Genomic DNA, 26,101 nt, shown 5'->3' with positions numbered 1-26,101 from the left:
TTCTCATCATTCCTTCTTCCGCAGGCGTTCCATATATAAAGGAAAGGTCTCCTCCATTCGGAGCAATACCCCGGATAAATTCCTGGCTTTGACGAATGTCCGTATCTGGGGTTTTACGAGAAATGAAAATTCAATAAACTCAGAGATCCGTTCGGATGGTATCCCAGCTTTAACAAAATATTCATCTTCCACCCGGTTGCGAACCCATAGGATGTTTTCCTGTAGATCATCATACCGGTATTGACGTTTCTGCCTTCTCGCCTTTCCGCTGATCAGGTCATAGACACCCTGAACATTCAGCTGTCCTAAGAGCATTGGTAATACTACCTGTTTTACTTCTGTGGGCTTTTCTCTCATTTTTCCCACCGGCTGCGGAAGCCCTACCGATTGCTGAACAATCTCTCCTTTATTTACTTTTGTTAGAGATCTGGCATCTTTAGACAAATCACCGCTCAGAGGCTGTACTTTTACTTCTTCAATTTCTTCAGGAAGCTTAGCCATAGTGATGATCAGTTGCGAATTGACACCATCCGCCAGTACTTTTCTGGAAATCCTATCATATCCTTTCTTTACAAACCTCAGTTCATTATTGGCCGAAGCTTGTATAGAGAACCTTCCTTCCAAATTTGTAGCCGTTTTCTGATCTGTGGCCATATTGATAACCGTAACATTAGCCAGTTCCCTATCATTATCATCCCTGATGGCTCCTGTAACAGTTACCTGCTGAGAAAATATATCAATGGAAAGAAGTGTGGTAATCAAAACAAGACATCCGGTTAACAAACTTTTCATGGCTTATTTTGTGCTTTGGGGACTACGGTAGAATACAATTTTATTTAAAACAGCTCCTTTGAACCGGTTGATATCCACATCGCTGCAATATCCGTATTTCAAAATATTCCTTCTTTCAAAACCACTTTTCAGAACGTAGAGCACAAAATGCTGGATCTGGGATTTTTCAAGTTTGAGATCTGTGAAAAACTGTTCTCCCAAAGCATTTATGAGATAATTCATCAGATCTATATCATCCCATTTATCTTTTATTTTTCCTATTGTGAAAATACCTTTAGTCACAGGCTGTACGAATTCCCCGGGTCTCGGGGCCAAGATTCTTGGATCCGACTTTTTTGCCATATAGGCGTCAATTTCCCGGGTCAGTTTCTCAACTTTCTTTGGTTTATTAAGATTCTTGGAATCAATTCTAAGGTTGCCGGTGAGTCCCTGCTTTACCTCTACCTCCTGAATTAGCTCGGCAGCTCTGATAAGTGTAATGTTAACCGGTGCATGAATATTGTCTGCAGTTATCTTTCTTGAAACGCGCTCATAACCAGCCTTGATAAAGCGTAATTCGTCTCCCTGCCTCCCGGAAATCATAAAATGACCATCTCTGTTAGTCAGCACTTGTTCTTCTGTCCTGATATTGATAACAGTAACATCAGGCATTTCAGCACGGTCCTCCGTGATGATTTTACCGAAAATGTAATCCTGTGCATGGGAACTGATAAAAGAGAAAGTCAATAAGATAAGTAGTAGTTTAATTTTCACGGATCATTGTTTGATAGCACAAAACTAAAATTATTTTCAGACTAAAAAATAAGTTTAACCAGCATTAACGCGTTTTAGGATATTATTATAAATTCCCGTGCATTAAAGTGTTAAATAGGACTTGCTTATTGTTAATTTTTTTCTTAAATTATAGCTAAATTGCCTGTCCAATTTTAACACGTCACATGCAGAACTCCTATACCGTTATTAATGCTTCCGCAGGTTCAGGGAAAACCTATGCACTGGTTCAGCGTCTTCTGATGATCTGCCTCCGGTATCCTTATCAACATCAGTCGATCAGGAATATCCTGGCTCTTACGTTCACCAATAAGGCTGCCAATGAAATGAAAGAGAGGATTCTGACATGGCTTGGGAATTTCTCCTCTGAAAGGTTTGCAGATAATACCGACCTGAAAAATATCCAGAGGGCATTTGAAGAAGAAGGCCTGAAAATTACCCTAGATGAACTTCATGTACGATCTAAAAAACTTCTGGACTACGTGCTGCATAATTATTCTACTCTGAATATCGGAACAATAGACCGTTTTAATTCCAGACTGGTGAGAAGCTTTTCCTATGAATTGGGACTGGCCAAAAATTTCAATCTGGAGATTGAAGCCGAACCTTTCCTGATCGAAGCGGTAGATAAAATGCTGGACCAAATTGGAGAGAATGAAGCAATATCCAATTCTTTCATGGATTATGTTGATTACAGCCTGGAAAACAACGAGCGGATTAACCTCAACAAAAGCCTATATGATTCTGCCAAAGAATTTGTTAAGGATATCCACTATGAACACCTGAAAAGCAACCAAAGCTTTGATGACACCAGTTATGAGGATATCAAGAACAGGATCCGAAATGAAATTGTACTGAACAGAAAACAGGCTGCAGATCTTGCCGCTCAATCAATAGAATTGTTCAGGTCAAGGGATATTGATATAGAGGACTTCGCCCAGGGAAAGAATGGTCTTGGAGGCTTTTTCGTCAAAGTACTGGATTTTTACCAGCAGAAAAGACCGGGATTTCCTTTTCCCACTACACAGGAGGACTCTGTAGTGAACAATTACAGAAAGGGGGCTTCTTCAAAATCCAAAAATAAGGAGGCTGATATCCTGGACATCCTGGATCAACTGCTGGAAAACCGCATGAAGCTGATTCTCCTGTACATTGAAACGCAGAAAAAAGAGAAAATTCTTTCTGCCCTGCTTCCGTTAAAGGTCAATAAGGACATCCAGGATGAATTAAAAAAGATAGAGGAAGAAAATGACCTGGTTTTGCTTTCCAAATTCAATATCCTGATCAATGAAAACCTTCGAAATGAACCATCTGCTTTTATCTATGAAAAGGTAGGATCTCAGTTCCAGCATTATTTCTTTGATGAGTTCCAGGATACCTCGGAGCTGCAGTGGCAGAATTTCATTCCGCTGCGGGATCATAGCATCGCCACAGAAAACACATCTTTTACCCTCGTAGGAGACCCTAAGCAGAGTATTTACCGTTTCAGGGGTGGGGAAAGCAAACTCATGCTGGACATCATTAACAAAAAGGAAAATTCACCCCGCGAAGCAGACCTGATGGTGCTGAAAGACAACTGGCGGAGTGCAAAGAATATTGTAAAATTCAATAACGAACTCTACCGGTTCCACTCTGAGATCCTGGAAGAGGAACACCGGAATATTTTCGGTACGGACGCTGAACAGAACCCCAAATCATCTTTTGACGGCAGGGTAAAGGTTAATCTCATTGAAAATCTGACCAATGAAGATTTTTATAACGATACTTCGGAAAGGATGCGAAAAGATATTCAGGAATGCCTGGACAACGGCTTCAGGTTTTCTGATATCACAGTACTATGCCGGGGTAATTTTGATATATTCAGCTACTCTCAGAAGCTTGGCGGACTGAAGGTAAAGTATCGCGGCCAGGAAACCATTATCAAAACGATTTCTGAAAAAGGACTGACACTTGAGCTTTCAAATACATTAAAAGCAGTCATCGAATTCCTGAAATGGGAATCCAATCCCAAAAATCGCCCTAACCTCATCATGATGATGTACCATCTCAACAGCCTGGGAAGGATCCGGATGCCTGACTTTACACTAGAGATGAAAAAAATCCTTAGCATAGAGTCACATGAGGAAGTGGTTGCATTTCTGGAGCTTCATTATGGTATAAAACTGAAACAGGATATCCTTCCACGATTCAACCTTTATAATTATGTAGAATTCTACATCAATGAATTCTCTTTTGAGGATAGAGAAAAGGATTTTCTGTTGAATTTCCTGGAGATGCTGTTCAATTTTACGCAGAATGCAGGAGCCAGCATTAAAGAATTCCTGAAATACTGGGATGAGGAAGCTTCACAATATACGATTCAGGCATCAGAGAATATCGATGCCATACAGATCATGACCATCCACAAAGCCAAAGGCCTTGAATTCCCTGTAGTTTTTATCCCCATGATGAATAAAAACCGAGATGGAGAATTTAGCAACTGGTTTGAAACAGGCACCCATGAATCACTGAAATCCGTAAACATCAACCAGTTCAGCAAAACACTTGAAGTCTACGATGAAGAGATCCAACAATTCAACCGCCAGAATTCATATAAAAATTTCATAGACCGCCTCTGCCTGCAGTATGTAGCCACAACGCGTCCTGTGGAGCAGCTTTTTTTCTATATCCAGAAGGCCAACAAAACCTCCAACCATCTTGAGCTTCTGGATTTCCTGCAATCTAAAAATAAGGACGGAGCTGATGAATTCGACCTTTATGAAACAAGTCCTCAGATCCTGAAAAAGTATTCTGCCGATAAGACCTCAGAATTCAGGACCAGGGATATTCCCAATCTGAAAAATATCAGCGAAAAAAATACATCCATCAAAATTGCCACCCCTTCCAAAACCTACCAGGCAAGGAATGAAAAAGTGAAGATCGGTCTTTTTGCCCATGAGCTTCTGGCGAAGATTAATACTGTGAACGATATCGAGCAGGTACTTGAACGTTACCTTCTGGATGGCCAGATCACTTTAAACGAGCGGGATACCATCCGCCAAAGGCTACATGATATCATCGGTACCCACGCGGAGTTCTTCGACAGTCAGTGGGAAGTGATCAATGAAAAGGAAATTATGGTTTCTGAGAATGGTGAAAGCAGGATTTACCGTCCGGACCGCATCCTGAAAGGACCCAAAGGCTATATTATTGTTGATTTCAAGACCGGTGAACCTTCAGAGAAAGACAAAAGGCAGATTGAAAATTATAAACGGGTTCTGGAGCGCCTGGGAAGAAAGGTGATTGATACCAGACTTGTTTATCTTTAAAATATAATTCCATTTCGCTACAAAACTATCTGAATGGTGGCTGTATTGCCTCTTATATTGTATATAAAAAAGACGAATTTTACAATTCGTCTTTTTATTTTATAATCCGTTATACTTCGTATTTACGCTCCCGCTTCAGGAGAAAATACCCTTTGTGCAAGTTCCTGATCAAAAAGGTATAAAGCTGAAGGGTTATCGCATACCATCCTGATCTTCGTTACCAGTTGCGAAGCACTAGCTTCTTCCTCTACCTGTTCATTAATAAACCATTGAAGAAATGAAGTAGTTGCAAAATCTCCTTCATCATTTGCATTTTTAACGATATTGAATATGCTTTTGGTTACTCTTTTCTCATGTTCCAACGCCTTTTCAAAAATATCCGTGGCATTTTCAAATTCATGCGGCGGCTTCGGGATCTCACCGATAATGATTTCACCGCTTACATCATTAAGATAATCAAACATTTTATCGGCATGCATCAGCTCTTCTTTGCTCTGTACCCTGAAATAGTTCGCTATCCCGTCAAGGTCTCTGGCAGAAAACCACGCAGACATAGAAAGGTAATACTGGGCAGCGTACTGTTCGTGAGCAATTTGCTCATTTATTAAATTCGCGATTTTTTCACTAACCATATGTATAAATTTATGCTTCAAAATTAGGGATTAATGTCCGGATTCAAAAGTCTAAGCTGAAATTAATACAAAAAAAGGACGGAATAGATCCGTCCTCCTAACACACATTAAAAATCAAAAATTATAGAACAATCACTTCATCTCCGGAGCAGGAGGGGCGATAGGTTTCTTCATCATTCTTCTGTCCTTCATAGCCATTCTTCTCTGCTCCATCTTTTCTTTCCTGTCCGCCTGCCACTGGTCATATTGCTGAGGCGTTAAAATTCTTTTCATATCAGCATCCATCTGCGCCCTTTTGGCTTTCATATCCTCTATCCTGGCCTGACGGATTTCTTTATTTTTCTCAAAATCTGCTTTCATACCTGCTTTCTGCTTCTCATGAAGTGCTTTGATCTGAGCCACCTGTGTATCATTAAGCTTAAGGTCTTTCTGCATCTGGGCAAGGTGATCCTGCTCTCTCTGCTGCATTTTCTCTATTATTTCTGCTCTTTTTCCGGCCCTGTCCTGAGGGGTTACCTGCTGCGCCATGGCTACACTTCCTAAGCCTATGAATGCTATTGCTAAAACGATTTTTTTCATTTCTTTATTGTTAATTAATTGTTATACATCTTTTTGATTATAAATAAAAAGAGAAGTTAAACTCGAAAATCCATAAAAAATGTTAAAATTTATTACACAAAAGGTAAAACATAAAAAAAAGGACAGCTCATAAAGAAACTGCCCTTCACACCACTTAAATATAATATATGAAATTACTTAATTTTTAACCAGGCCATTCCTGAATCCTGAGCCTCCCCTGCTTTCGCTGCCTCTGTTCTGAGGTCTGGGAGCATTATCGTTTCCGGGTTGTCTGAACCCTCCATTACTTCGGAATCCTTCGTTTCTTCTCGGGGCTTCCTCTCTTCTCGGTTCACTATTTCCTCTGAAGCCGCCATTGTTTCTGAATCCGTCATCTCTTCTAGGCGCTTCTTCTCTTCTCGGTTCATTATTTCCTCTGAAACCGCCGTTATTCCTGAATCCGTCATCTCTTCTCGGGGCGTCTTCCCTCTTAAAATCATTGTTTCCGCGGAAACCACTGTTGTTCCGTACCCCATTGTTATCAGAATTCCTGAAACCACCCGAATTGCTTCTTATTCCTGAATCTGATTCGCCTCTGAAGCCGTTATTTCTTGCCCTCACTATATTGATGGTAGGATTGTCCTGACGGAATCTGTTGCGGTCTACCCTGAAAATATTAATGTTCACATTTCTGTATCTCGGCATTGGCCTGAACCTTGGAACATAATAAGTTCTTCTATAGTTCTGGAAATAAACTACCGGGTTGTATCCCTGATAATAATTATTCTGGAATACGACAAAAACCCTTGGTCCCATGATTCTTTCCAGCGCATAAAATCTGTCATAATACCATCTGTCCGGATTGTATCTGTAAAAGTTATTCCATGCTGCAAAGCTTCCATACAGGTTATTCAGCCGTATGATCTGGTCTATTTGCCATGGCGAAAGCCTGTTTTGGCGGAAGAAAACATTCCAGTTGATATTTACGACACTGTTCCTGTAATCATTATAATATCCCTGGTAGTAATCGTTCGGATAATAATCATTAGGATAATTATAGTAATAGTCATCAGGGAAATAATTTCTGTCATCATCATCGCTGTAATATCCGCCTTCATTCTGGTAATACCCGTCGTTTCCCCATCCATTATCCGGATATTGCTGGGCAGACGTTAAGGCGGCCCATCCCAAAGCAAATCCAAAAAGTATTTTTTTCATTCTTATAGTTGTTATTGGTTATAAATAGCAGAATTCTCATTCTATCTTTTTGATATGAATACAAAAAAGAAGTTAAATCTTACGATAAAACTTCTTTAAATTATTTATTAATTAATTGATAATCAAATGTAAATTTTATATTCTGCCACTATCTTTGACCCATGAGGCTATCTTTTGATTGAAGGAAGACCTTTTTTTCAGTTCTTCAATATTAAGGTGCATCCTGTACCTCCAGTAGTGAGGAAATACAGCAGGATTATTGATCCTTTCCTGGTCCATATCTGGATTTACCAGTTCAGGATCGGTAGCTAGGAACTCCTGAATCGGGAACACGGCCAGCATGGCATCCGTATACAGGTGTTGCTTCATAATCATTTCAGCTAGTTCAGGACTCAGCTCATCGGGAGCCTGTCCGTATTGCATCAGCTGCTGATTGAAATATTGCTGCGTGAGGTCCGGGTTTTCTTTCCACCATTGCCTTAAGGTAGAGCTGTCATGTGATGAAGCTGTTACCACATTAAGGTAACCCGCATTTTTAGGATTATAAAAAGGAATATTTTCAGAAGGCATACGCTGAACCTTCAGGGCTACGATAGCAAGTTCATCCATTACAGCCGGTACACATTCCGGAACCAGGCCTAAATCTTCTCCGCAGATCAGCATTTTAGTACTGTTAAGGATGACCGGAAGTTTTTCCATCGCTTTCTCATACCAAAGCCCATCCTGTCTTTTGAAGAAGTAATCCTGATACAGATCGTATACAGCTTTTTTCTCCCAATCGGATAAATAATGGTATGAATCAGTGAGGTATACATTAAATCTCGGATGATAAACGGTTGTCCCTTCCCGGTCTTCCGTTAAGAACAAAACATTGGCACAAAGGGAAATCATTGGCTGCTCAATATCACCTTGCGGATTATTTCTGAAAAAATCCGTTAGTTTCCGTTGGGTATCAAAATCTTCTTTCAGCGTGTAGGTTCCGTCATCATTTCGATTGACAAACGCTAATGCTTTACCGCTGTTTTCCCCAAAGTAATTCCAGAGGATATGATCATTAATAAATGGTTTACAGTAGCGGTCATAAGCAAACGGGATATGCCTTGACCTGAATTCTTCTTCAGTTACAGGAACAGCGGGATAGAAATATCCTAAAATTCCCTGGGTAGCAGAAATCGGCATTCTCCAGATCCGGAAGAAGCCGAGGATATGATCAATTCTCATAGCATCGAAATACTGTTCCAGTGCTTTGAACCTGTTTTTCCACCAAGTGTAATGGTCTGCTTTCATAGCTTCCCAGTTATAAGTTGGAAACTCCCAGTTCTGTCCCAGTTCTGTAAACTGATCCGGCGGTGCCCCGGCCTGGAAATCCATCCCGAAAAGCTCAGGTTCCGTCCAGGCTTCCACAGAATATCGGTAGATCCCGATCGGAAGGTCACCTTTTATGGAAATACCAAGATGATGTATATATTCAACAGCATCCTTAAGCTGGTTATGCAATTGGTACTGTACCCACGCATGAAGCATCACTGCATCATAATCTTTACTTTTAGCGGTAAAAAACTGGGCAATTTTTCCTGCAATATACTTCTTATGGGTCTTCCAGTCGTTGAAATTCGGGGTATGGTACTTGTCCCTGAGCACGCAGAATGCAGCGTAAGGATTCAGCCAGCTTTCATTGTCTTTTAAGAATTTCTTGAAATTGCGGTCCTTATAGATCTTATCTTTATGATTATTGAAAACTGCCTTTAAAAAGGTCCACTTCCCGGCAATCATTTTTTCATAATCAATCAGCGGCAGGTTGTTCAGAGCTTCCTTTTCAGTTTCGTATTCCTTCACCAGCTCTTCAGGTAAAGGAAAATCCAGATTTTTCAGTGAAATGTACTGCGGATGTAAGGCGTAAACGGAAACGGCAGCGTAAGGATAGGAATCGGTCCAGGAATAATTGGCTGTCGTATCATTGATCGGCAGTATCTGAATAATTCCAAGATGGGTCTCCTGTGCCCAGTCACCCAACTCCTTCAGATCAGAGAACTCTCCGACTCCGAAGCCGTTTTGAGTTCTTAACGCAAATACGGGAACGGCGACTCCTGCATCATGGTACATCTGGGACAGCCTGAACTTATAATAATGATTGGAAACGATGTACAGGGTATCTTTTATCCGGTTGGGCACGGTATACCGGTTCCCTCCGGATTCCATATCCACCATTTGCCGGGTTTTCCTGTCGTAGATAAAATACTTAAACTGAATCGGCTCATCTTCCGGGACCTCAACGGCAGCTTCCCAGATTCCGTAATCGGTCTGTAACAGATGAATGGCATTTTCAGGGTTCCAGCTGCCTAAAGAAGGCGTGCTTCCGAACAGAGCAATTTCCCAATCCGGATGATATAGAGGCGCTTCTATGCGGAACAGATGGGTATGTTTCTTTAATACGGAAACCTTTTCCGGAAGGAAGTTATTAAGTTTATGGTAAAGGATTTTATTGTTGAGATAGTTTTCGGGGAAATTTTTATTGTTCCATTCATCAAAAACAATAAACTCTTTGTAGTTATGCGAAAAAGTAAGGGTATGGGGAACAAATTCTTCCCTCAGTATGCTGCCGCTTTCATGTATTACGCGGTAATGATAGGTAATGGATTTTGAAAAGTAATCCACCTCACATTTCCAGGAACCGCTTTCTCCGTAATACATCGTATGGTACTGAGGCGGAGCATCCTGTTCATGAATGACCAGCTGCAGGCTTTCTCCTATTTTTGTATTGTAACCTACATTAAAATATAGTTTCATTTACATTTTTTTATAAAAATACGGTATAATCCTGAAAAATAAAATTTATTGAATATCAAATAATCATTAAAAAGCCTTTTCAGAATACTGAAAAGGCTGTTATAGCTGCTTTTGGCTCGTTAAATGCTGTAATAACAAATGTGCTGTAATTTGTTAATCAGTTTAATTCGTAACCAGAATTTTTTTGTTCAGAATTGCTTTTCCGGCTGAATCTGTAATATTGACCAGATAGGATCCGCCGATCAGATTTTTCAGATATACCTTTTCATTCAGTATTCCATCCTTAACGCCAAGGCTTTGATTAAACACATTTTTCCCTGACAGATCATAAATGGTAACAGTAACCATTCCTTTTACAGCTTTATCACTGATGCTGAGGTTAATGAAATGTTCATCCACCCTGGTAGGATAGATATCTGCACTAACAGAAGGCTGTAGCGAAGCAGCCCTGTCATGGGCAAAATACTTGCTGGCAAGGTCATAAATATGCAGGTTCTGCTCTCCCGGAAGCGGCTTTGCCTGCAGGTTTTCGAGGTCAACTTCATAGAGGCCGGCACCTTTTGCACTGGCGATGACTACTTTTCCGTTTTGAATTGACCGCAGATCCATTCACGGAATAATTTTCCGGCAGTCCGGTGATTTTTCCGATGAATTTGGCTTTCATCTCACTGGTAATGATCTTAAATACATTTCCTGAAGTGGAAAAAACATAGAAATTATGGTCTGCATCAGCGATCATATCACCTCCGAATCCTGTTTCTATTGTCGTAAAGGAGTTTTTACCATTGGCCGGATCATCTTTAACAATCCCGAGATCTGTTACGATATACCGGCTCCCCTGTCTGCTGATTTTGAGAAACTGCGTCCCGGCATTGTTCATTGCATAGATATTGCCATCATAACCGGTCGCCATTCTGGTGATATGGGAATTGATGTCACATGCAGTTACCCTTGCCACCTCATTTTCCACCAGAGTAATTTCCTTGGTTTTCGGGTTAAGGATGTAAATATTGGACGAAAACATGGGCATATAAACCAGGCTGTTATTAACATGGTCATAGGCAAGTGTCGCCATAGTAGTGGCCTGAGCGTTGCCGTACGTATTTTTATCTTCCGTTACGGTAATGCTTCTCGACTGCGAAAATACTTTTGCCGTCGCGTCTGACGTAAAAACTTTTTCTCCGGAAGTGCCATTTGCAGCATCTATAGCACGAAAATCACTGAACGTGATTGAAGGTGTATCTTTTCCGGCAAGAGCAAAGAAATCCTGCTGTGCGTGAGCCGCAGTACTTATGAACAGCAGTAAAACAGGGAATAAATGTTTTTTCATATTGTTGAATTTAGGTTCGTAAGCTATTTAGTATGCCTAAGTTACTCATTTTTAAGATTGAATCATAAAAAATCAATGAAAATAACCTTACCTGTCCGATACGTTTTTTAATGTGGTAGGTGAACATGCCTTTGCTTCAACTGGTAATCCCGCAAATAAAAAATCCCGCAGGTTCTCGCTGCGGGAAATATAATGAGTGTAATATGCTCTTAATTCAAAACGTAGGATGTGCCGTCTCTTCCGTCTTTCAGTTCAATTCCTTCAGCAAGAAGCTTATCCCTGATCTGATCGGAGAGTTCGAAATTTTTTGCTTTCCTGGCCTGGTTCCTGAGCTCTATCAGTACTTTTAACGTCTGATCCAGCTTTTCGTTATTATTTTCTTCAATGTTCTGAAGCCCAAGGACATCAAATACAAAAGCATTCAATGTAGATTTCAGGTCTTCCAGTTCTTCTGCTGAAATAGTTTCCTTACCATCGTTCAAAGCGAAAATAAATTTTACCGCTTCAAAAAGGTGGGCAATAAGAACCGGTGAATTGAAATCATCCGTCAGCGCATCATACGCCTTGCCTTTCCATTCTGAATAATTAAAGGATGAAGTACCCTGATGGACTGCTTTTTCTCTAATCTGTTCCCCGTTGATGATTTTAAGGGCTTCCATCAATCTGATGAATCCTTTTTCACTGGCTATCATGGCATCATTGGAAATGTCCAGAACACTTCTGTAATGGGCCTGCAGGAAGCAGAACCTTACAATCGACGGATGAAAAGGCTTTTCGAAGAAATCATTTTCTCCTGAAACAAGCTGCATAGGCAGGATATAGTTTCCGGTGGACTTACTCATCCTCTGCCCGTTCATGGTTAACATATTGGCATGCATCCAGTAATTTACCGGAGCGGCGTCGTTGCAGGCTTTTCCCTGGGCGATTTCGCATTCGTGGTGAGGAAATTTAAGGTCCATTCCTCCTCCGTGGATATCAAAGGTTTCTCCCAGGTATTTGGTACTCATGGCTGTACATTCCAGGTGCCATCCGGGAAAGCCTTCGCCCCACGGAGAATTCCATCGCATGATGTGTGCCGGGGAAGCTTTTTTCCAGAGGGCAAAATCCTGCGGATTTCTCTTCTCTCCCTGCCCATCCAGGTCCCGGGTATTGGCAAAGAGTTCTTCAATATTTCTTTTTGAAAGTTCGCCGTAATTCAGCCCTCTCCTGTTGTATTCCAATACATCAAAGTAAACAGAACCGTTGCTTTCATAGGCAAAGCCCCTTTCAATCAGCTTTTGGGTCAGTTCGATCTGTTCTACGATGTGACCTGTAGCTGTCGGCTCAATATTGGGTGGCAGAAGGTTGAACATCTCTAAAACCTTGTGAAAATCTACGGTATATTTCTGTACGATTTCCATTGGTTCAAGTTTTTCCAGGCGGGTTTGTTTTACAAACCTGTCGTTATTGACATCCCCGTCGTCGGTAAGGTGTCCGGCATCCGTAATATTCCTTACATACCTCACTTTATAGCCGAGGTGCTTCAGGCTTCTGTAAATAAAATCAAAGGAAAGGAAAGTCCTTACATTCCCCAGGTGTACATTGCTGTACACGGTAGGTCCGCAAACATACATCCCGACGTTTCCTTCTAAGATGGGTTTGAATATTTCTTTTTCGCCTGAAAGCGAGTTGTATATTTTTAATTGCATGTGGTTACATTGAATGATTTAATAATTTAAAGATTAGTCAAAAATAATACTATCCACAACAAATGATGGTGGCTACAAAAATTTTATCCGAAACTTTTTTAAATTGTATCATTACTTAAATTTATTACATTGGATTTTGCTAAGCAAATATCATCAATCAAAATCAGAATATTTTTATAATACTGAATTAATGTTCTATTTCCTCCAAAATCATAATATTTAACATTTTTCAGCATCAACTGAGCTAATCTTTTACTGAATTCTTTTACATCTCCAAATTCATCATATATATCATCAATATTCATTAAGGTACCCTGATTAATACTTATCTTTTCAAAAGACTTTCTAAAAAAAATATTCATTAACAGATCGTAAATCTCTACTTCCTGAACTTGAATTTCAGCTATTCCTCCTTCAAAATTATACTTTATCAAAAAAGTATCTTTGACATCAGGACGAATCTTAACTATATTTTTTTTATTACTGACAATTATAATATCCTGATAATATGATACCTGATGATTATATCTTTCAGAAAGCAATACGATATTTTTCTTTGTGATCCTTGAAATCATCTTTTAATCCAATTTCGCATGGCTTCCTACATAATGCAGGAATTCCTGACGGGTAATAGGATTGGTCCTGAAGATCCCGCTAAGTTCTGCTGTTATGGTGGAGCTTGCTGTATCCTTAATTCCCCTGCAATTTACGCAAAGATGTTTGGCATCAATGATGCAGGCTACATCTTTTGTTCCCAGAGCCTGTTTAAGGGCATCTACGATCTGCATGGTAAGCCGCTCCTGAACCTGGGGCCTTTTGGCATAGTAATCAACAATCCTGTTGATTTTCGAAAGCCCAATTACCTCTCCGTTGGAAATATAAGCGACGTGCGCTTTTCCAATGATGGGCAGAAAGTGGTGTTCGCAAAATGAATATACGGTAATATCTTTTTCCACCAGCATCTGGCGGTATTTGTATTTATTGGAAAAGGTGGAAATTCCCGGTTTATTTTCCGGCAGAAGACCTCCGAAAATCTCATTCACGTACATTTTGGCGACACGCCTAGGCGAATCTTTCAGGGAATCATCGGTCATATCAAGTCCCAAAGTTTCCATGATTTCTCCGAAGAGATGGGTAATTTTTTCAATCTTCTCGTCTGGTGATTTGTCAAAAGCATCTTCTCGTATGGGCGTATGTTCTTTTCCTGTGAAAATATCATCGTCGTTATCCGTAAAATCAACCATTTTTATTTATTTTCGACAAAAATACGGATAATATCTATTCTCGTATTTCGATTTAAATGAAAATTATATTATCTTAGAAATTCATTCGCATAAAAAAATCATGATTATTGTTGAAGAGGTACAAAATGAAAACCAAAAGAGGGAATTTCTGGAATTTCCCGCCAGGCTCTATCAAAATGACAAAAATTACATCCGCCCTTTAGACAAAGACATTGAAGATGTTTTTAATACTGAAAAAAATAAGTTTTTCAAAGACGGTGTATGCACCCGTTTCCTCTTTAAAAATAAACAGCATGAAACAGTAGGTAAGACGGCTGTTTTCATCAACCGGCAGTATCAGCAAAAGCAGCCTACGGGCGGAATTGGGTTTTTCGACTGTATCCATGATCAGCAAACCGCCAATTTCATCTTTGATTATTGCAGGAACTGGTTACAAGAAAGAGGTATTGAAGCCATGGATGGACCTATTAACTTCGGTGAACGGGATAAGTTCTGGGGCCTGCTTACCGAAGGTTTCATAGAACCTTTATACGGAATGAATTACAATTATCCATACTACAAAACACTGTTTGAGAATTACGGATTTAAAGTTTATTTTGAACAGCTTTGCTTTTCCAGGCCGGTTTTCGGTGAAGTTTCAAGGGTTTTCACAATCATGCATGCCAAACATAAGAGAAATCCTTCAATCTCAGCCATGCCGATGAAAAAAAACAACCTGGAAAAGTTCGCAAAGGATTTTACGGAAGTCTATAATAAGGCATGGGCAACCCATGGAGAAGGTAAAAAGATAGAAGAGGCTAAAATACTGAAGATGTTTAAGACCATGAAGCCAATCATCAACGAACATATTTCCTGGTTTGTCTATGAAGGAGAAAAGCCTATCGCCATGTGGATAAATATTCCTGACCTTAATCAGTGGTTTAAATACCTTAACGGCCAATTCGGTTTTTTGGAGAAATTGAAATTTGCGTGGGTAAAAAAATTCAGGAAAAACGAAAAGATGGTCGGCCTGGTTTTTGGTGTGGTACCTGAGTGGCAGAAAAAAGGAATTGAAGGTTACATGATCTGGGAGGGAACGCAGCACCTGAGAAAGCATACCGACTTTAAGATTACGGAACTTCAGTGGATTGGTGACTTCAATCCTAAAATGATCAGGATCGCTGAAAACCTGGACACCACTGTCACAAGAAAACTGGCTACCTACCGATATTTATTCGATAGGGAGAAAGAATTTGAACGGCATCCTGAACTCAATTAAAAAATACAATATGGCCATTTTATATTTGCTAATACTTTTCCTCTTTTTTATTTTGTGCATTCCTGCCATCATATTTCTCATCGCTTTTTTGGCAGCAAAAAGCAGGAAGAAAAAACAGGCAGCCCTGCTTACCGAACTGGGTATCCCGGAATATTATGCTTTTGTAAGGTATAATATAGGCAATACACAAAATCAGTTTTTCAAAATCAAAGCATTTCAGGGAAGTGGTATTATTTATGTTGAAGGGCGCGATATTAAGTTTGTAGACACTCTGCACGAGTATCCGCACACCTTTCCGATGGACCAGTCTGCGATCAAATGGGAAGACATTAATCTCGTAAACGGGCTTTTGAAGTGGTTCTCAGTTACAGATGGCAGTACAAAATACTTTTTCAATATTGAAAGCGGAATGTTTATTTTCAATATTGATTCTTCAAAGCCTACTACAAAAAGTGTTTTTGAAACGCTGATACAATATCAGATGAACTATAAAGCAAATGAATTACCTATCTAAACAAATACTCCGGATAGTATCCGGAGTATTTGTTTAGATAATGGTTAAAATAATTCTGAAGCCACATTCTTAATATTATCACTTTTTCCCATGGAATAAAAGTGCAGCACAGGAACACCATAATTCAGCAATTCCTTACACTGGCTTATCGCCCATTCAATACCGATTTGCTTCACAGCTTCATTGTTCTTTGCTTTTTCCACTTCAGTAATAAGCTCTTCCGGTAAATCTATTTTAAAGATCTGTGGCAGGACTTTCAAATGTTTTTTGGTAGCGATTGGCTTAATTCCCGGAATGATAGGTACCGTGATTCCCATTTCCCTGGCTTTGTTGACAAATTCTATGAACTTTTTATTGTCAAAAAACATTTGGGTAACAATATAATCAGCTCCGGCATCTACTTTCTGCTTCAGCCATTTAAGGTCGTAATTCATGGAAGGAGCTTCTATATGCTTTTCCGGATATCCGGCTACTCCGATGCAGAATTTATTATGCTCATCACAGGCTTGATCATCATGCAGAAACTTTCCTCTTCCCAGATCGTTGATCTGATGCACCAGATCCATGGCACTGGTATGGCCTCCTTTGGTCGGTTCAAAATACTGATGTCCTTTCATGGCATCTCCACGCAGAGCCATCACGTTATCAATACCCAGATACATACAGTCTACAAGAAGGTATTCCGTCTCTTCTTTGGTAAATCCTCCGCACAAAAGGTGCGGCACGGTATCTACATTATATTTATGCTGGATGGCAGCACAAATCCCTAAAGTCCCTGGGCGCATTCTGGTAATCCTGCGCTCCATCAGGCCGTTACCTTTATCAATATAAACATATTCTTCACGGGAAGTCGTTACATCAATAAAGGGAGGTTTAAATTCCATCAGCGGATCGATATTCCGGTACAGGTCCTCAATCCCGATTCCTTTTTGTGGCGGAACAACCTCCAGGGAAAACAATGTTTTTCCGTTTGCATTTTTTATGTGGTCTGTGATTTTCATTTTAAATGGTGAGCTACAGGCTGCAACTTTTAATTATGTATAGTTATAATTTGATTTAACAATAGATTTGGAGTTCTTAAGCATATTCGATATCAATCTGCCAGATTGGGTGACAGCCATTTCCTGGCTTCCTGAAGGCTGCATCCCCTACGTTCTGCATAATCTTTTAACTGATCCTCAGTGATTTTCCCCAGGCCAAAATATTTAGCGTGAGGACTTCCAAAATAATATCCTGAAACGGAAGCGGTAGGAAACATAGCCAGGCTTTCTGTCAGATAGACTCCAATATGCTCTTCTACTTTTAAAAGGTCCCAGATGGTATTTTTTTCCAAATGATCTGGGCATGCGGGATAACCCGGTGCCGGACGTATCCCTTTATATTTTTCGGCAATCAGTTCTTCATTGCTTAAGTTTTCCTGATTGGCATAACCCCAGTATTCCGTTCTGACTTTCTTATGTAAAAATTCTGCATATGCCTCTGCAAAGCGATCAGCCAGGGCTTTTACCATAATGGCGTTGTAATCGTCGTTGGCTTTTTCATATTCTCCTGCCAGTTCATCGGTTCCAAAACCTGTGGTTACACAAAATGCTCCTACATAATCGGTTTTCCCGGTGCTTTGCGGCGCAATGAAGTCACTCAATGCCAGATAATCCTTGCCTTTTGAGCGCTGGGCCTGCTGCCTTAATGTTAAGAATTTAGCGAGTTTCCTCTGATCTTCGTCGAAAATCAGGATATCATCCGTTTCGTTGGCATTGGCTTTAAAGATTCCAAAAATGGCTTTTGCGGTAAGCAGTTTTTCATCAAGTATCTTTTTTAAGATTACCTGTGCATCTTTAAACAGCTCTTTGGCCTGAGCTCCCACTACCTCATCCTCCAGAATTGCCGGGTATTTCCCGTGCAGGTCCCAGCTTCTGAAGAAGGGTGACCAGTCTATGAAAGGTAATAATTCTTTTAGATCCTGATCTTCAACAACGGTGATGCCCAGCTGATTCGGAGTGAAGATCTCCTCATTTTCCCAGTCGATTTTAAATTTCTTTTCTCTGGCTTCTTCAATGGAAACATAATCTTTATCTACCTGACGGTTCAGGAATTTCTCCCTGAAGTCTGAGTAATCGTTTTTTAAATCAGCCACATATTCCTTGTTCCTATCCCCCAATAATGAACTCACTACATTCACGGCTCTGGAAGCATCATTTACATGCACAACCGCATTTTTATATTTCAGGTCTATTTTTACCGCAGTGTGAGCCTTGGAAGTGGTTGCACCACCAATGAGCAGCGGAAAATTAAGGTTCTGGCGCTCCAGTTCGGAAGCGATATATACCATTTCATCAAGGCTTGGTGTAATTAAGCCGCTTAGCCCAATCACATCCACCTGATGCTCAATAGCAGCCTGAATAATTTTTTCCGCTGGAACCATAACCCCAAGATCTACGATCTCATAATTGTTACAGCCCAACACTACACTCACAATGTTTTTGCCGATGTCATGCACATCCCCCTTCACCGTTGCCATAAGTATTTTCCCGTTGGCAGGCTTTGTACCGTCTTTTTCCGCTTCAATATACGGCTGTAGATAGGCAACAGCTTTTTTCATTACCCGCGCCGATTTTACCACCTGGGGAAGGAACATTTTACCGCTTCCGAAGAGGTCCCCTACCACTCCCATCCCGGTCATCAGATTGACTTCAATAACATGAAGGGGCTTTTCAGCCTGCTGCCTGGCTTCCTCTACATCTTCTTCAATAAAACGGTCGATTCCCTTAACCAGAGCGTGGGTGATTCTTTCCTGTAAAGGATAATTCCTCCATTCTAAATCTTCGGTTTTTTCTTTTTTTACCGATTTATGTTTTTCTGAATAGTCAAGCAGCCGCTCAGTAGCGTCCTCCCGCTTATCCAGGATCACATCTTCTACCAGCTCAAGGAGTTCCTTGTTGATTTCGTCATACACTTCCAGCATGGCAGGATTTACGATCCCCATATTCATCCCTGCCTGAATGGCATGGTACAGGAAGACAGAGTGCATGGCCTCTCTTACGGTATCATTTCCGCGGAATGAAAAGGAAACATTGCTCACGCCTCCACTTACCGATGCATAAGGAAGGTTTTGACGTACCCAGCGTGTTGCTCACGCCTCCACTTACCGATGCATAAGGAAGGTTTTGACGTACCCAGCGTGTTGCTTCAATAAAATCAATCGCATTTCTGCGGTGTTCGTCCATTCCCGTAGCTACCGGGAAAATATTCAGATCGAAAATAATATCTTCAGCCGGAAAATTGAGTTGATTTACCAGAATGTCATAAGAACGTTTTGAAATTTCTATCCTCCGTTCATACGTATCCGCCTGACCTACTTCATCAAATGCCATAACAATGACTGCCGCTCCGTATCTTTTGATCGCTTTTGCCTGTTTGATAAATTCTTCTTCACCTCCTTTCAGGCTGATAGAATTAACCACACATTTTCCCTGCGCCACCTGCAGGCCCGCTTCCAGGATCTCCCATTTTGAAGAATCGACCATGATGGGGATTCTGGCAATATCCGGCTCGGAAGCTATTAAATTTAAAAATTTGACCATAGAAGCTTTGCCATCAATGAGCCCATCATCAAAATTGACATCGAGGATCTGTGCCCCTCCTTCTACCTGATGCCTGGCAATGTCCAGCGCTTCAGCAAATTTCTCTTCTTTTATTAATCGTAAGAATTTTTTTGAACCGGCAACATTGGTTCTTTCACCAACGTTGATAAAATTACTTTCCGGCGTAATAATCAAAGGCTCAAGCCCTGATAATCTTAAATATTTCATTAATATATTATTCTTCTAAAATATAATATGCGTTATTCGCATTCTGCCTCAGCAAATCTATATGCTTGCCTAGGGCAGTGGTAATCGGAAACTTTTTGTAAGCCAATCCGTGCTGTTTTGAAAAAGCTTCTATTTCTTCCGTAATTTCGTTATAGTACATATAACTGTAATTCGGAAACAGATGATGGGCAACATGGAAATTGAAATTGCCCAAAATATTCCTGATGAACCAGTTATTGTTAGTCAGGTCATTGGTTACTTCCAACTGATGACGCAACCAGCTGAACGGAAGTCCGTTTTTTTCATCCAATTTCGGAAAAGCATTATCCGGCAGAGGATGCAAAGGCAATAATACAAAGAGCGCAAAAATACTCGCTGCAATCACCTGTAAAAACCAAGCTCCCAACGCCAGTCCTATAGATACCTTAAAAAACAGAACAGGAACTCCAATCTGATAAAAAAAGTAAAACAGCTTATAGGCAATCATTTTCACTTTCTCTTTTACGGGAATCGAGCCCTGAGTTTTCAAAATAACCCTATCGTTATCGAAAAAATCCCGGAAATCCCTTATGAACATCCAGTTAAACAGGTATAAAGGATATACCAGGAAGAAGAACTTATGCTGATATTTCTGGATACCTTTTGCCTTGATCCACGGAACTATCAGGAGAAGCCCGCTCTGCTCAATATCCGTATCCCAACCGTCTACATTTGGATAGGCATGATGGCTGGAAATGTGCCTCTTCTTCCAGATATATGAATTGGCTCCTACAAAATCAAAGATCTGCAACACTGCTGAGTTCAGCTTTTTGTTTTTAAAAATGTTATTGTGGGCGGCTTCATGAATGAGATTCAGGTAAATCAATACCAGAGAAATCCCCATCAGTACAAAACTCAGAATGTAGATCCACCGTCTTTCCGCATTCAGCAGTGCCAATGCATACAGACCAAAATAGACCAAAGGCAGAATAATGGCTTTGATCTGAATATATAAGTCTCTGTTTTCAGGAATGGTTTCTACTCTCTGGTTCACTTTCTTTCTTAGTTCGCTAAACAATTTTGCATCATCTGAATCTTTTAAATAAATAGGCTTTTCCATAATATTGTTTGATGTAATTAACGATTATATCGCTAAATCCATCCAACAAAAATCATACAAAACGCTCTACTTTCCTGGGTGCATATGCCTTCACCATTTCAGCAATGGCATGGATATGATCCGGTGTGGTACCGCAACATCCGCCAATGATATTAATGAGTTGTTTTTCAACATATTCCCTGATTTGTTCAGCCATAAATTCAGGTGATTCGTCGTATTGCCCAAAAGCATTTGGCAAGCCTGCATTCGGATATGCTGAAACATAAAATTCTGAATTGTGAGCCAGCGTTTCAAGGTAAGGGGTGAGCTGATTGGCTCCCAAAGCACAGTTGAAACCTACACTCAGCAAGTTCAGATGAGAAACAGAGATCAGAAATGCTTCTGCCGTCTGCCCGCTCAACGTCCTTCCGGAAGCATCGGTAATGGTTCCGGATACCATGATCGGAATACTCAGATTCCTTTCGTCCTGGATTTCATCAATAGCAAACAATGCTGCTTTGGCGTTCAATGTATCAAAAATGGTTTCAACCAGCAAAATATCTGAGCCTCCATCCAAAAGTGCTTCACACTGTTGTTTATAGGCAACCCTAAGCTCTTCAAAAGTAATCGCCCTGTAGCCTGGATCATTTACATCAGGACTCAGACTTGCCGTTCTGTTGGTGGGCCCGATGGCACCTGCGACAAATCTCGGCTTCTCAGGGTTTTTGGCCGTATATTCATCACATGCTTTTCTGGCTATTCTGGCTGATTCATAGTTCAACTCATACACCAGATCTTCCATGTGATAATCCGCCATTGCAATGGTGGTCCCGGAAAATGTGTTGGTCTCAATAATATCCGCACCGGCTTCCAGATACTTTTTGTGAACCTCTTCTATGGCCTGGGATTGAGTAAGGGATAACAAATCATTATTCCCTTTTACCGGATGTTCCCAGTCTTTGAATCTTTCACCGCGGTAATCTTCTTCCTCAAATTTATACCGCTGAAGCATGGTTCCCATAGCTCCGTCGAGAATGAGGATTCTCTCTGATAGCGCTTTATACAGTTGTTCTGAATTTTTCATTTTGTTTTTTTGCATTTTATTCCATAGCATTGTCAAGATTTTAAACCCTGAAAGGCTTCAGTAATTAAATCAATGCCTGCCTTAAATCGTCAATAATATCATCCACATGCTCCAGGCCTACAGAACATCGGACTAAACCTGCTGTAATTCCAACTTCATTTCTTTCCTCATCCGTTAATTTCGAGTGCGTTGTGGAGGCCGGATGGGTTACAATCGTTCTCGTATCCCCTAAATTGGCAGAAAGCGAACACATCCTGATTTTGTTTAAAAAGTTCCTGCCGCCTTCAATACCGCCTTTAATTTCAAATGCAACAATATTCCCTCCCAGCTTCATCTGTTTTTTTGCCGTTTCATAGCCCGGATGGGATGGCAGGAAGGGATATTTTACCAGTTCCACATTCGGATGCCCCTCCAGGAATTCAGCTACCTTTAAGGCATTTTCACAATGTTTTTCAACACGTATAGCTAAGGTCTCCAGGCTTTTGGACAATACCCATGCATTAAAAGGAGACATGGCAGGACCTGTATTTCTGGCAAACAGATAGATTTCACGGATAAGATCTTCCCTACCAACAGCTACTCCACCTAAAACACGCCCCTGACCATCGATCAGTTTTGTTGCAGAATGAACTACGATGTCCGCTCCATATTTTATCGGCTGCTGTAAATAAGGGGTAGCAAAACAGTTATCCACAATGAAAATCAGATTATGTTTTTTAGCAATCTGCCCGAAAAATTCTAAGTCGAGGACTTCAATAGCCGGGTTGGTGGGCGTTTCAAGATACAGAACTTTGGTATTGGGCTGTATATATTGTTCCACATTCTGTGCGTCGTCTGCTTTGAAATAGGTGGTTTCAATATTCCACTTCGGAAAATACTTGGTGAATAAGGTATGGGTGGAACCAAATACCGACTGGCAGCTGACAATATGGTCGCCAGCATTCAGCAAAGCAGCAAAAGTGGAATAGATAGCAGCCATTCCTGTAGCAAAAGCATATCCTGCTTCCGCTCCTTCCATTTTGGCAATCTTCTCTGTAAATTCCGTAACATTCGGGTTTGAAAAGCGGCTATACAGGTTTTTACTCTTCTCTTCTGCGAAACTGGCCCGCATATCTTCCGCATCTTCAAACACAAAACTTGATGTTAAGAAAAGCGGTGTTGAATGCTCGTCAAACTGGGTTCTTTCCGTCTGGGAACGTATGGCTAATGTTTCAAAATTTTCCATAATATATTTGATTTACCAATGAATAGTTTAGCAATATAAATAATGTGTTGGCACGCCTTAGCATAATCCTGGCCATTAATATTGGTAAACCGTTACACTGTTATATGTTACATTAATTATTATTTATTTTGTTTCACTTACTCTCAAAATATCTCCGAACACCCCTCTTGCCGTTACCTGAGCTCCGGCACCGGCGCCCATGATGACAATAGGATTTTCGCCATAACTTTCGGTATAGATTTCAAAAATAGAATCTGATCCTTTCAGCTGTCCCAGTGCGGAAGTAGCCGGCACGGAGACCAATTGTACATCCAGCTCACCTTTATCCTTCTGCAGGTCACCATGAAGATCCCCTACATACCTCAGCACATAGCCTTCCTCCTGGTTTTCTTTGATTTTTTGGTATTCATCATCCAGTTCTTCCAGCCGGGAAAGAAACTCTTCCCTGGAAACTGAAAGCAAAGGGTCCGGAACCAGATTCTGGATTCTGATGTCTTTAAATTCATTAATGAGATCTAATTCTCTTGCCAGAATAAGGAGTTTTCTCGCCACATCGTTTCCGGAAAGGTCCTCTCTTGGGTCCGGCTCTGTATATCCTTTCTCCAATGCTTCGCTGATGATAGTAGAAAACCGATCATTTCGCAAAGAAAAATTATTGAATACATAGCTCAGCGTTCCTGAAAAGACTCCTTTAATCCTGGTAATATTTTCTCCTGAAAGATGAAGAAGCTTTATAGTGTCAATTAACGGCAGGCCTGCACCCACATTGGTTTCATACAGGTAGCGCCTGTTATTTTTGTTCAGGGTATATCTCAGTCTTCTGTATTCTTCAATCGGCAGCGTATTGAAAATCTTATTGGAAGAAACCAGGTCAAAACCATTTTCTGCCAGTATATGATAGTTCTTTACAAATTCTTTACTGGCCGTATTATCTACAACAATAAGGTTTTCAAGCTGATTTTCTTTAGAGAAGCTAATCAATTCTTTTACATCGGAAGGATGTTGCGCAGTAAGAACCTCATCATTCCAGTTATGGTCAAATCCTTTTTTATTGAATGCTATTTTTTTTGAGTTGGCTACGGCTACCACTTTAAGGTCGATCTTTTTTCTTCTCCTGATTTCTTCTGAAGATTCAAGAACCTGCTGTATCAAGGTTTTTCCTACGTTTCCATGACCAATGATGGCCAGATGTACCGTTTTCGGTTTTTTTGAAATTTCGGATTCGATAATATTTTTTGCCTTTTCATCCTGCGAAGAAGTCACCACGATATTCACTCTCTTCTCTGCCGCAATCTGGTTGAGCAGTAAAGGGAATACATTATTTCTGGCCAGTTCAGACAGTACTTTATTAAAATCATCCGCCACAAAGCCAAGTACCGAAACATTGTTGATGCTGTAGATCTGGGAAACCTTTCCGGATTTCCTTTCTGCTTCAAATTCATCAATCAGGCAGTTCACAGCTTTTTCAGAGTCATTTTCGTGAACCAGAATGGATAAACCGTTTTCTATGGCCTGCTGAGAAATGATCCCTACACTGATCCTCGCCAGGGTCAGCGCTTTAAAAATACGTCCGTCTATTCCGATTTCACCCAGAAAATCTTCTCCTTCAAATTTAATGATAGACCTGTTTTTCAGAAATTTTATTTCGTTGGCATTATAATTCTTCATCGCTCCAAAATATTTTTAATGATCGTTTGTAATTGTTGATATTCCATTAGAAAGGCATCGTGCCCGTGAACTGACTGTATTTCATGGTAACAGACTTCCTGATTTTGATCCCTGAGTTTTTCAAAGCACAGCCGGATTTCCGATGCCGGGAAAAACAAATCGGTATCCACAGCAATAAAATGGATCTGTGCCCTGATTTGTCCAAGCCCGGCTTCATCAGCATTGATGTTCATCAGGAGATGGTTCATCAGCTTATAAGACCTTAAACTAAATCTCTCGTTCAGGGCATTTCCATGGTACAGCAGCCAGTCTTCAGATTCGAGCCGCTGCTTTTCATGATTATAGCGGTTCCTGAACCTATTGTTTAAGGATTCCGGCGTCCTGTAACATAGCATAGCATGGATTCGTGCTTTCTGCAAAGGCTGGTCATCCTGGTTCAGCAAAAATTTCTGTACCAGGCATTGTGCATGGAGCCAATCATGCGTCCTGTAATCGCATGCAATAGGAATGAAAATATCTGTCAGCTTAGGTTTCAGCACCAGCATTTCCCAACCGATCCCCCCTCCCAGAGAACCCCCAATGATGGCATACAGGTGGTTAATCCTGAGGAAATCCAGACCCTGTAAAAAAATCTTCGCTATATCCGCAGGAGTAAAGTCTTCATAACCTTCCACCGAATAACCATCATATCCGTTCCCCGGAATATTAAAACAGAGCACCGTATATGCATTGGTATCAATCACCTGGTTTTCGCCAATCAGCTGTTTCCACCATCCATCTTCACCGGCAACATTCGAATTACCGGTAAGGGCATGGTTGACCAGAATAACAGGTGCCGAAAACAGGTCTTTCCCGAAAAGCTGATAGCTTAACGGAATAGTATATTCCTTTTGGGAAGATGTCTGATAAGAAAGGTTTATATGTGAAAGTTCTGATTTCAATTCTATTATAGTTTAATATCATTGAAAATGCCACAGGAAATGGCTGAAAGAACTTCAGTAAGTTATCTGTCCAAAATTATTTGGTAGAACGTAGCACCTTCATTGCTTGCGCAAAGGGTTGCTAAGGCATCACAGGGTCTAGTCCCTCAGCCTTTCTTGATAACATTTTCAATATTTAAATGAACGTGGTGCAAAG

Annotated in this window: 20 protein-coding genes, 1 pseudogene and 1 riboswitch; of the genes and pseudogenes, 3 read left to right on the top strand and 18 right to left on the bottom strand. The window is 40.6% G+C overall.

Annotated features, from left to right (window positions below):
• Positions 1–6: 6 nt before the first annotated feature.
• Both QE404_RS18815 and QE404_RS18810 read right to left on the bottom strand, forming a co-directional pair.
• Positions 7–792 carry a carboxypeptidase-like regulatory domain-containing protein gene (locus tag QE404_RS18815; RefSeq protein WP_307453140.1) on the bottom strand — a complete coding sequence of 262 codons (786 nt, stop codon included), beginning with the start codon at positions 790–792 and terminating at the stop codon, positions 7–9.
• A 3-nt stretch (positions 793–795) separates the two neighbouring features.
• On the bottom strand, positions 796–1,545 hold the full coding sequence (locus QE404_RS18810) for a hypothetical protein (protein ID WP_307453139.1): 750 nt from the start codon (positions 1,543–1,545) through the stop codon (positions 796–798).
• A 185-nt stretch (positions 1,546–1,730) separates the two neighbouring features.
• On the opposite strand from QE404_RS18810, the gene QE404_RS18805 reads away from it, so the two are divergent.
• Entirely contained in the window at positions 1,731–4,871 is a 3,141-nt protein-coding gene (locus QE404_RS18805; RefSeq protein ID WP_307453137.1) for a UvrD-helicase domain-containing protein, read from the top strand.
• Positions 4,872–4,993: 122 nt separating this feature from the next.
• Here QE404_RS18805 and QE404_RS18800 read toward each other — a convergent pair whose 3' ends face one another.
• The 9 genes from QE404_RS18800 to folE all read right to left on the bottom strand — a co-directional run bounded on the left by QE404_RS18800 (position 4,994) and on the right by folE (position 14,328).
• Complete coding sequence (locus QE404_RS18800; protein ID WP_307453135.1) at positions 4,994–5,503, bottom strand: ferritin; 510 nt, start codon at positions 5,501–5,503, stop codon at positions 4,994–4,996.
• A gap of 132 nt (positions 5,504–5,635) precedes the next feature.
• The gene (locus tag QE404_RS18795; protein WP_307453133.1) at positions 5,636–6,082 is read right to left on the bottom strand and encodes a hypothetical protein; all 447 of its coding nucleotides are present in this window, start codon (positions 6,080–6,082) and stop codon (positions 5,636–5,638) included.
• 177 nt (positions 6,083–6,259) lie between these two features.
• Complete coding sequence (locus QE404_RS18790) at positions 6,260–7,279, bottom strand: hypothetical protein (protein WP_307453131.1); 1,020 nt, start codon at positions 7,277–7,279, stop codon at positions 6,260–6,262.
• Between the two features lie 135 nt (positions 7,280–7,414).
• Positions 7,415–10,066 (bottom strand): 4-alpha-glucanotransferase, encoded by a 2,652-nt coding sequence (locus tag QE404_RS18785; protein WP_307454069.1) that lies wholly within the window; start codon positions 10,064–10,066, stop codon positions 7,415–7,417.
• Between the two features lie 162 nt (positions 10,067–10,228).
• Positions 10,229–10,675 (bottom strand): T9SS type A sorting domain-containing protein, encoded by a 447-nt coding sequence (locus QE404_RS18780; RefSeq protein ID WP_307454067.1) that lies wholly within the window; start codon positions 10,673–10,675, stop codon positions 10,229–10,231.
• On the bottom strand, positions 10,608–11,396 hold the full coding sequence (locus tag QE404_RS18775; protein WP_307454065.1) for a hypothetical protein: 789 nt from the start codon (positions 11,394–11,396) through the stop codon (positions 10,608–10,610). Before QE404_RS18775 ends, QE404_RS18780 begins: the two co-directional genes overlap by 68 nt.
• A gap of 209 nt (positions 11,397–11,605) precedes the next feature.
• Positions 11,606–13,084 carry a cysteine--tRNA ligase gene (gene cysS / locus QE404_RS18770; protein WP_307453125.1) on the bottom strand — a complete coding sequence of 493 codons (1,479 nt, stop codon included), beginning with the start codon at positions 13,082–13,084 and terminating at the stop codon, positions 11,606–11,608.
• Between the two features lie 98 nt (positions 13,085–13,182).
• Positions 13,183–13,659 carry a hypothetical protein gene (locus QE404_RS18765; protein WP_307453123.1) on the bottom strand — a complete coding sequence of 159 codons (477 nt, stop codon included), beginning with the start codon at positions 13,657–13,659 and terminating at the stop codon, positions 13,183–13,185.
• 3 nt (positions 13,660–13,662) lie between these two features.
• Positions 13,663–14,328, bottom strand: coding sequence for a GTP cyclohydrolase I FolE (gene folE / locus QE404_RS18760; RefSeq protein ID WP_307453121.1), 666 nt, complete (start codon positions 14,326–14,328; stop codon positions 13,663–13,665).
• 100 nt (positions 14,329–14,428) lie between these two features.
• Between folE and QE404_RS18755 the strand changes: the two genes are divergently transcribed.
• Together QE404_RS18755 and QE404_RS18750 are read left to right on the top strand one after the other, a co-directional pair.
• A complete protein-coding gene (locus QE404_RS18755) occupies positions 14,429–15,586 on the top strand; it encodes a hypothetical protein (protein WP_307453119.1) in 1,158 nt (385 codons plus the stop codon).
• An 88-nt stretch (positions 15,587–15,674) separates the two neighbouring features.
• Entirely contained in the window at positions 15,675–16,100 is a 426-nt protein-coding gene (locus tag QE404_RS18750) for a hypothetical protein (RefSeq protein ID WP_307453118.1), read from the top strand.
• A 44-nt stretch (positions 16,101–16,144) separates the two neighbouring features.
• Here the strand turns inward: QE404_RS18750 and metF are convergent, their stop codons facing one another.
• The 7 genes and pseudogenes from metF to QE404_RS18715 form a co-directional block, all read right to left on the bottom strand.
• Positions 16,145–17,101 carry a methylenetetrahydrofolate reductase [NAD(P)H] gene (gene metF, locus QE404_RS18745; RefSeq protein ID WP_307453116.1) on the bottom strand — a complete coding sequence of 319 codons (957 nt, stop codon included), beginning with the start codon at positions 17,099–17,101 and terminating at the stop codon, positions 16,145–16,147.
• Between the two features lie 92 nt (positions 17,102–17,193).
• Positions 17,194–19,909 (bottom strand): annotated as a pseudogene (locus QE404_RS18740) (vitamin B12 dependent-methionine synthase activation domain-containing protein).
• Between the two features lie 7 nt (positions 19,910–19,916).
• Positions 19,917–21,008: a fatty acid desaturase family protein gene (locus QE404_RS18735; protein ID WP_307453112.1), complete on the bottom strand. Its 1,092-nt coding sequence runs from the start codon at positions 21,006–21,008 to the stop codon at positions 19,917–19,919.
• 52 nt (positions 21,009–21,060) lie between these two features.
• Entirely contained in the window at positions 21,061–22,071 is a 1,011-nt protein-coding gene (locus QE404_RS18730) for a homocysteine S-methyltransferase family protein (RefSeq protein ID WP_307453111.1), read from the bottom strand.
• A 64-nt stretch (positions 22,072–22,135) separates the two neighbouring features.
• A complete protein-coding gene (locus QE404_RS18725) occupies positions 22,136–23,296 on the bottom strand; it encodes an O-succinylhomoserine sulfhydrylase (protein ID WP_307453109.1) in 1,161 nt (386 codons plus the stop codon).
• 123 nt (positions 23,297–23,419) lie between these two features.
• Positions 23,420–24,964, bottom strand: a complete 1,545-nt coding sequence (locus QE404_RS18720; RefSeq protein ID WP_307453107.1) for an ACT domain-containing protein — start codon at positions 24,962–24,964, stop codon at positions 23,420–23,422.
• Positions 24,961–25,905 (bottom strand): alpha/beta fold hydrolase, encoded by a 945-nt coding sequence (locus QE404_RS18715; protein ID WP_307453106.1) that lies wholly within the window; start codon positions 25,903–25,905, stop codon positions 24,961–24,963. The genes QE404_RS18720 and QE404_RS18715 overlap by 4 nt, the downstream gene beginning before the upstream one ends.
• A gap of 59 nt (positions 25,906–25,964) precedes the next feature.
• A riboswitch (SAM riboswitch) is annotated at positions 25,965–26,071 on the bottom strand.
• Positions 26,072–26,101: the final 30 nt, after the last annotated feature.

The organism is Chryseobacterium camelliae, from assembly GCF_030818575.1.
GTDB classification, from domain to species: domain Bacteria; phylum Bacteroidota; class Bacteroidia; order Flavobacteriales; family Weeksellaceae; genus Chryseobacterium; species Chryseobacterium camelliae_A.
This window is presented reverse-complemented; position numbering and strand designations above follow the sequence as displayed.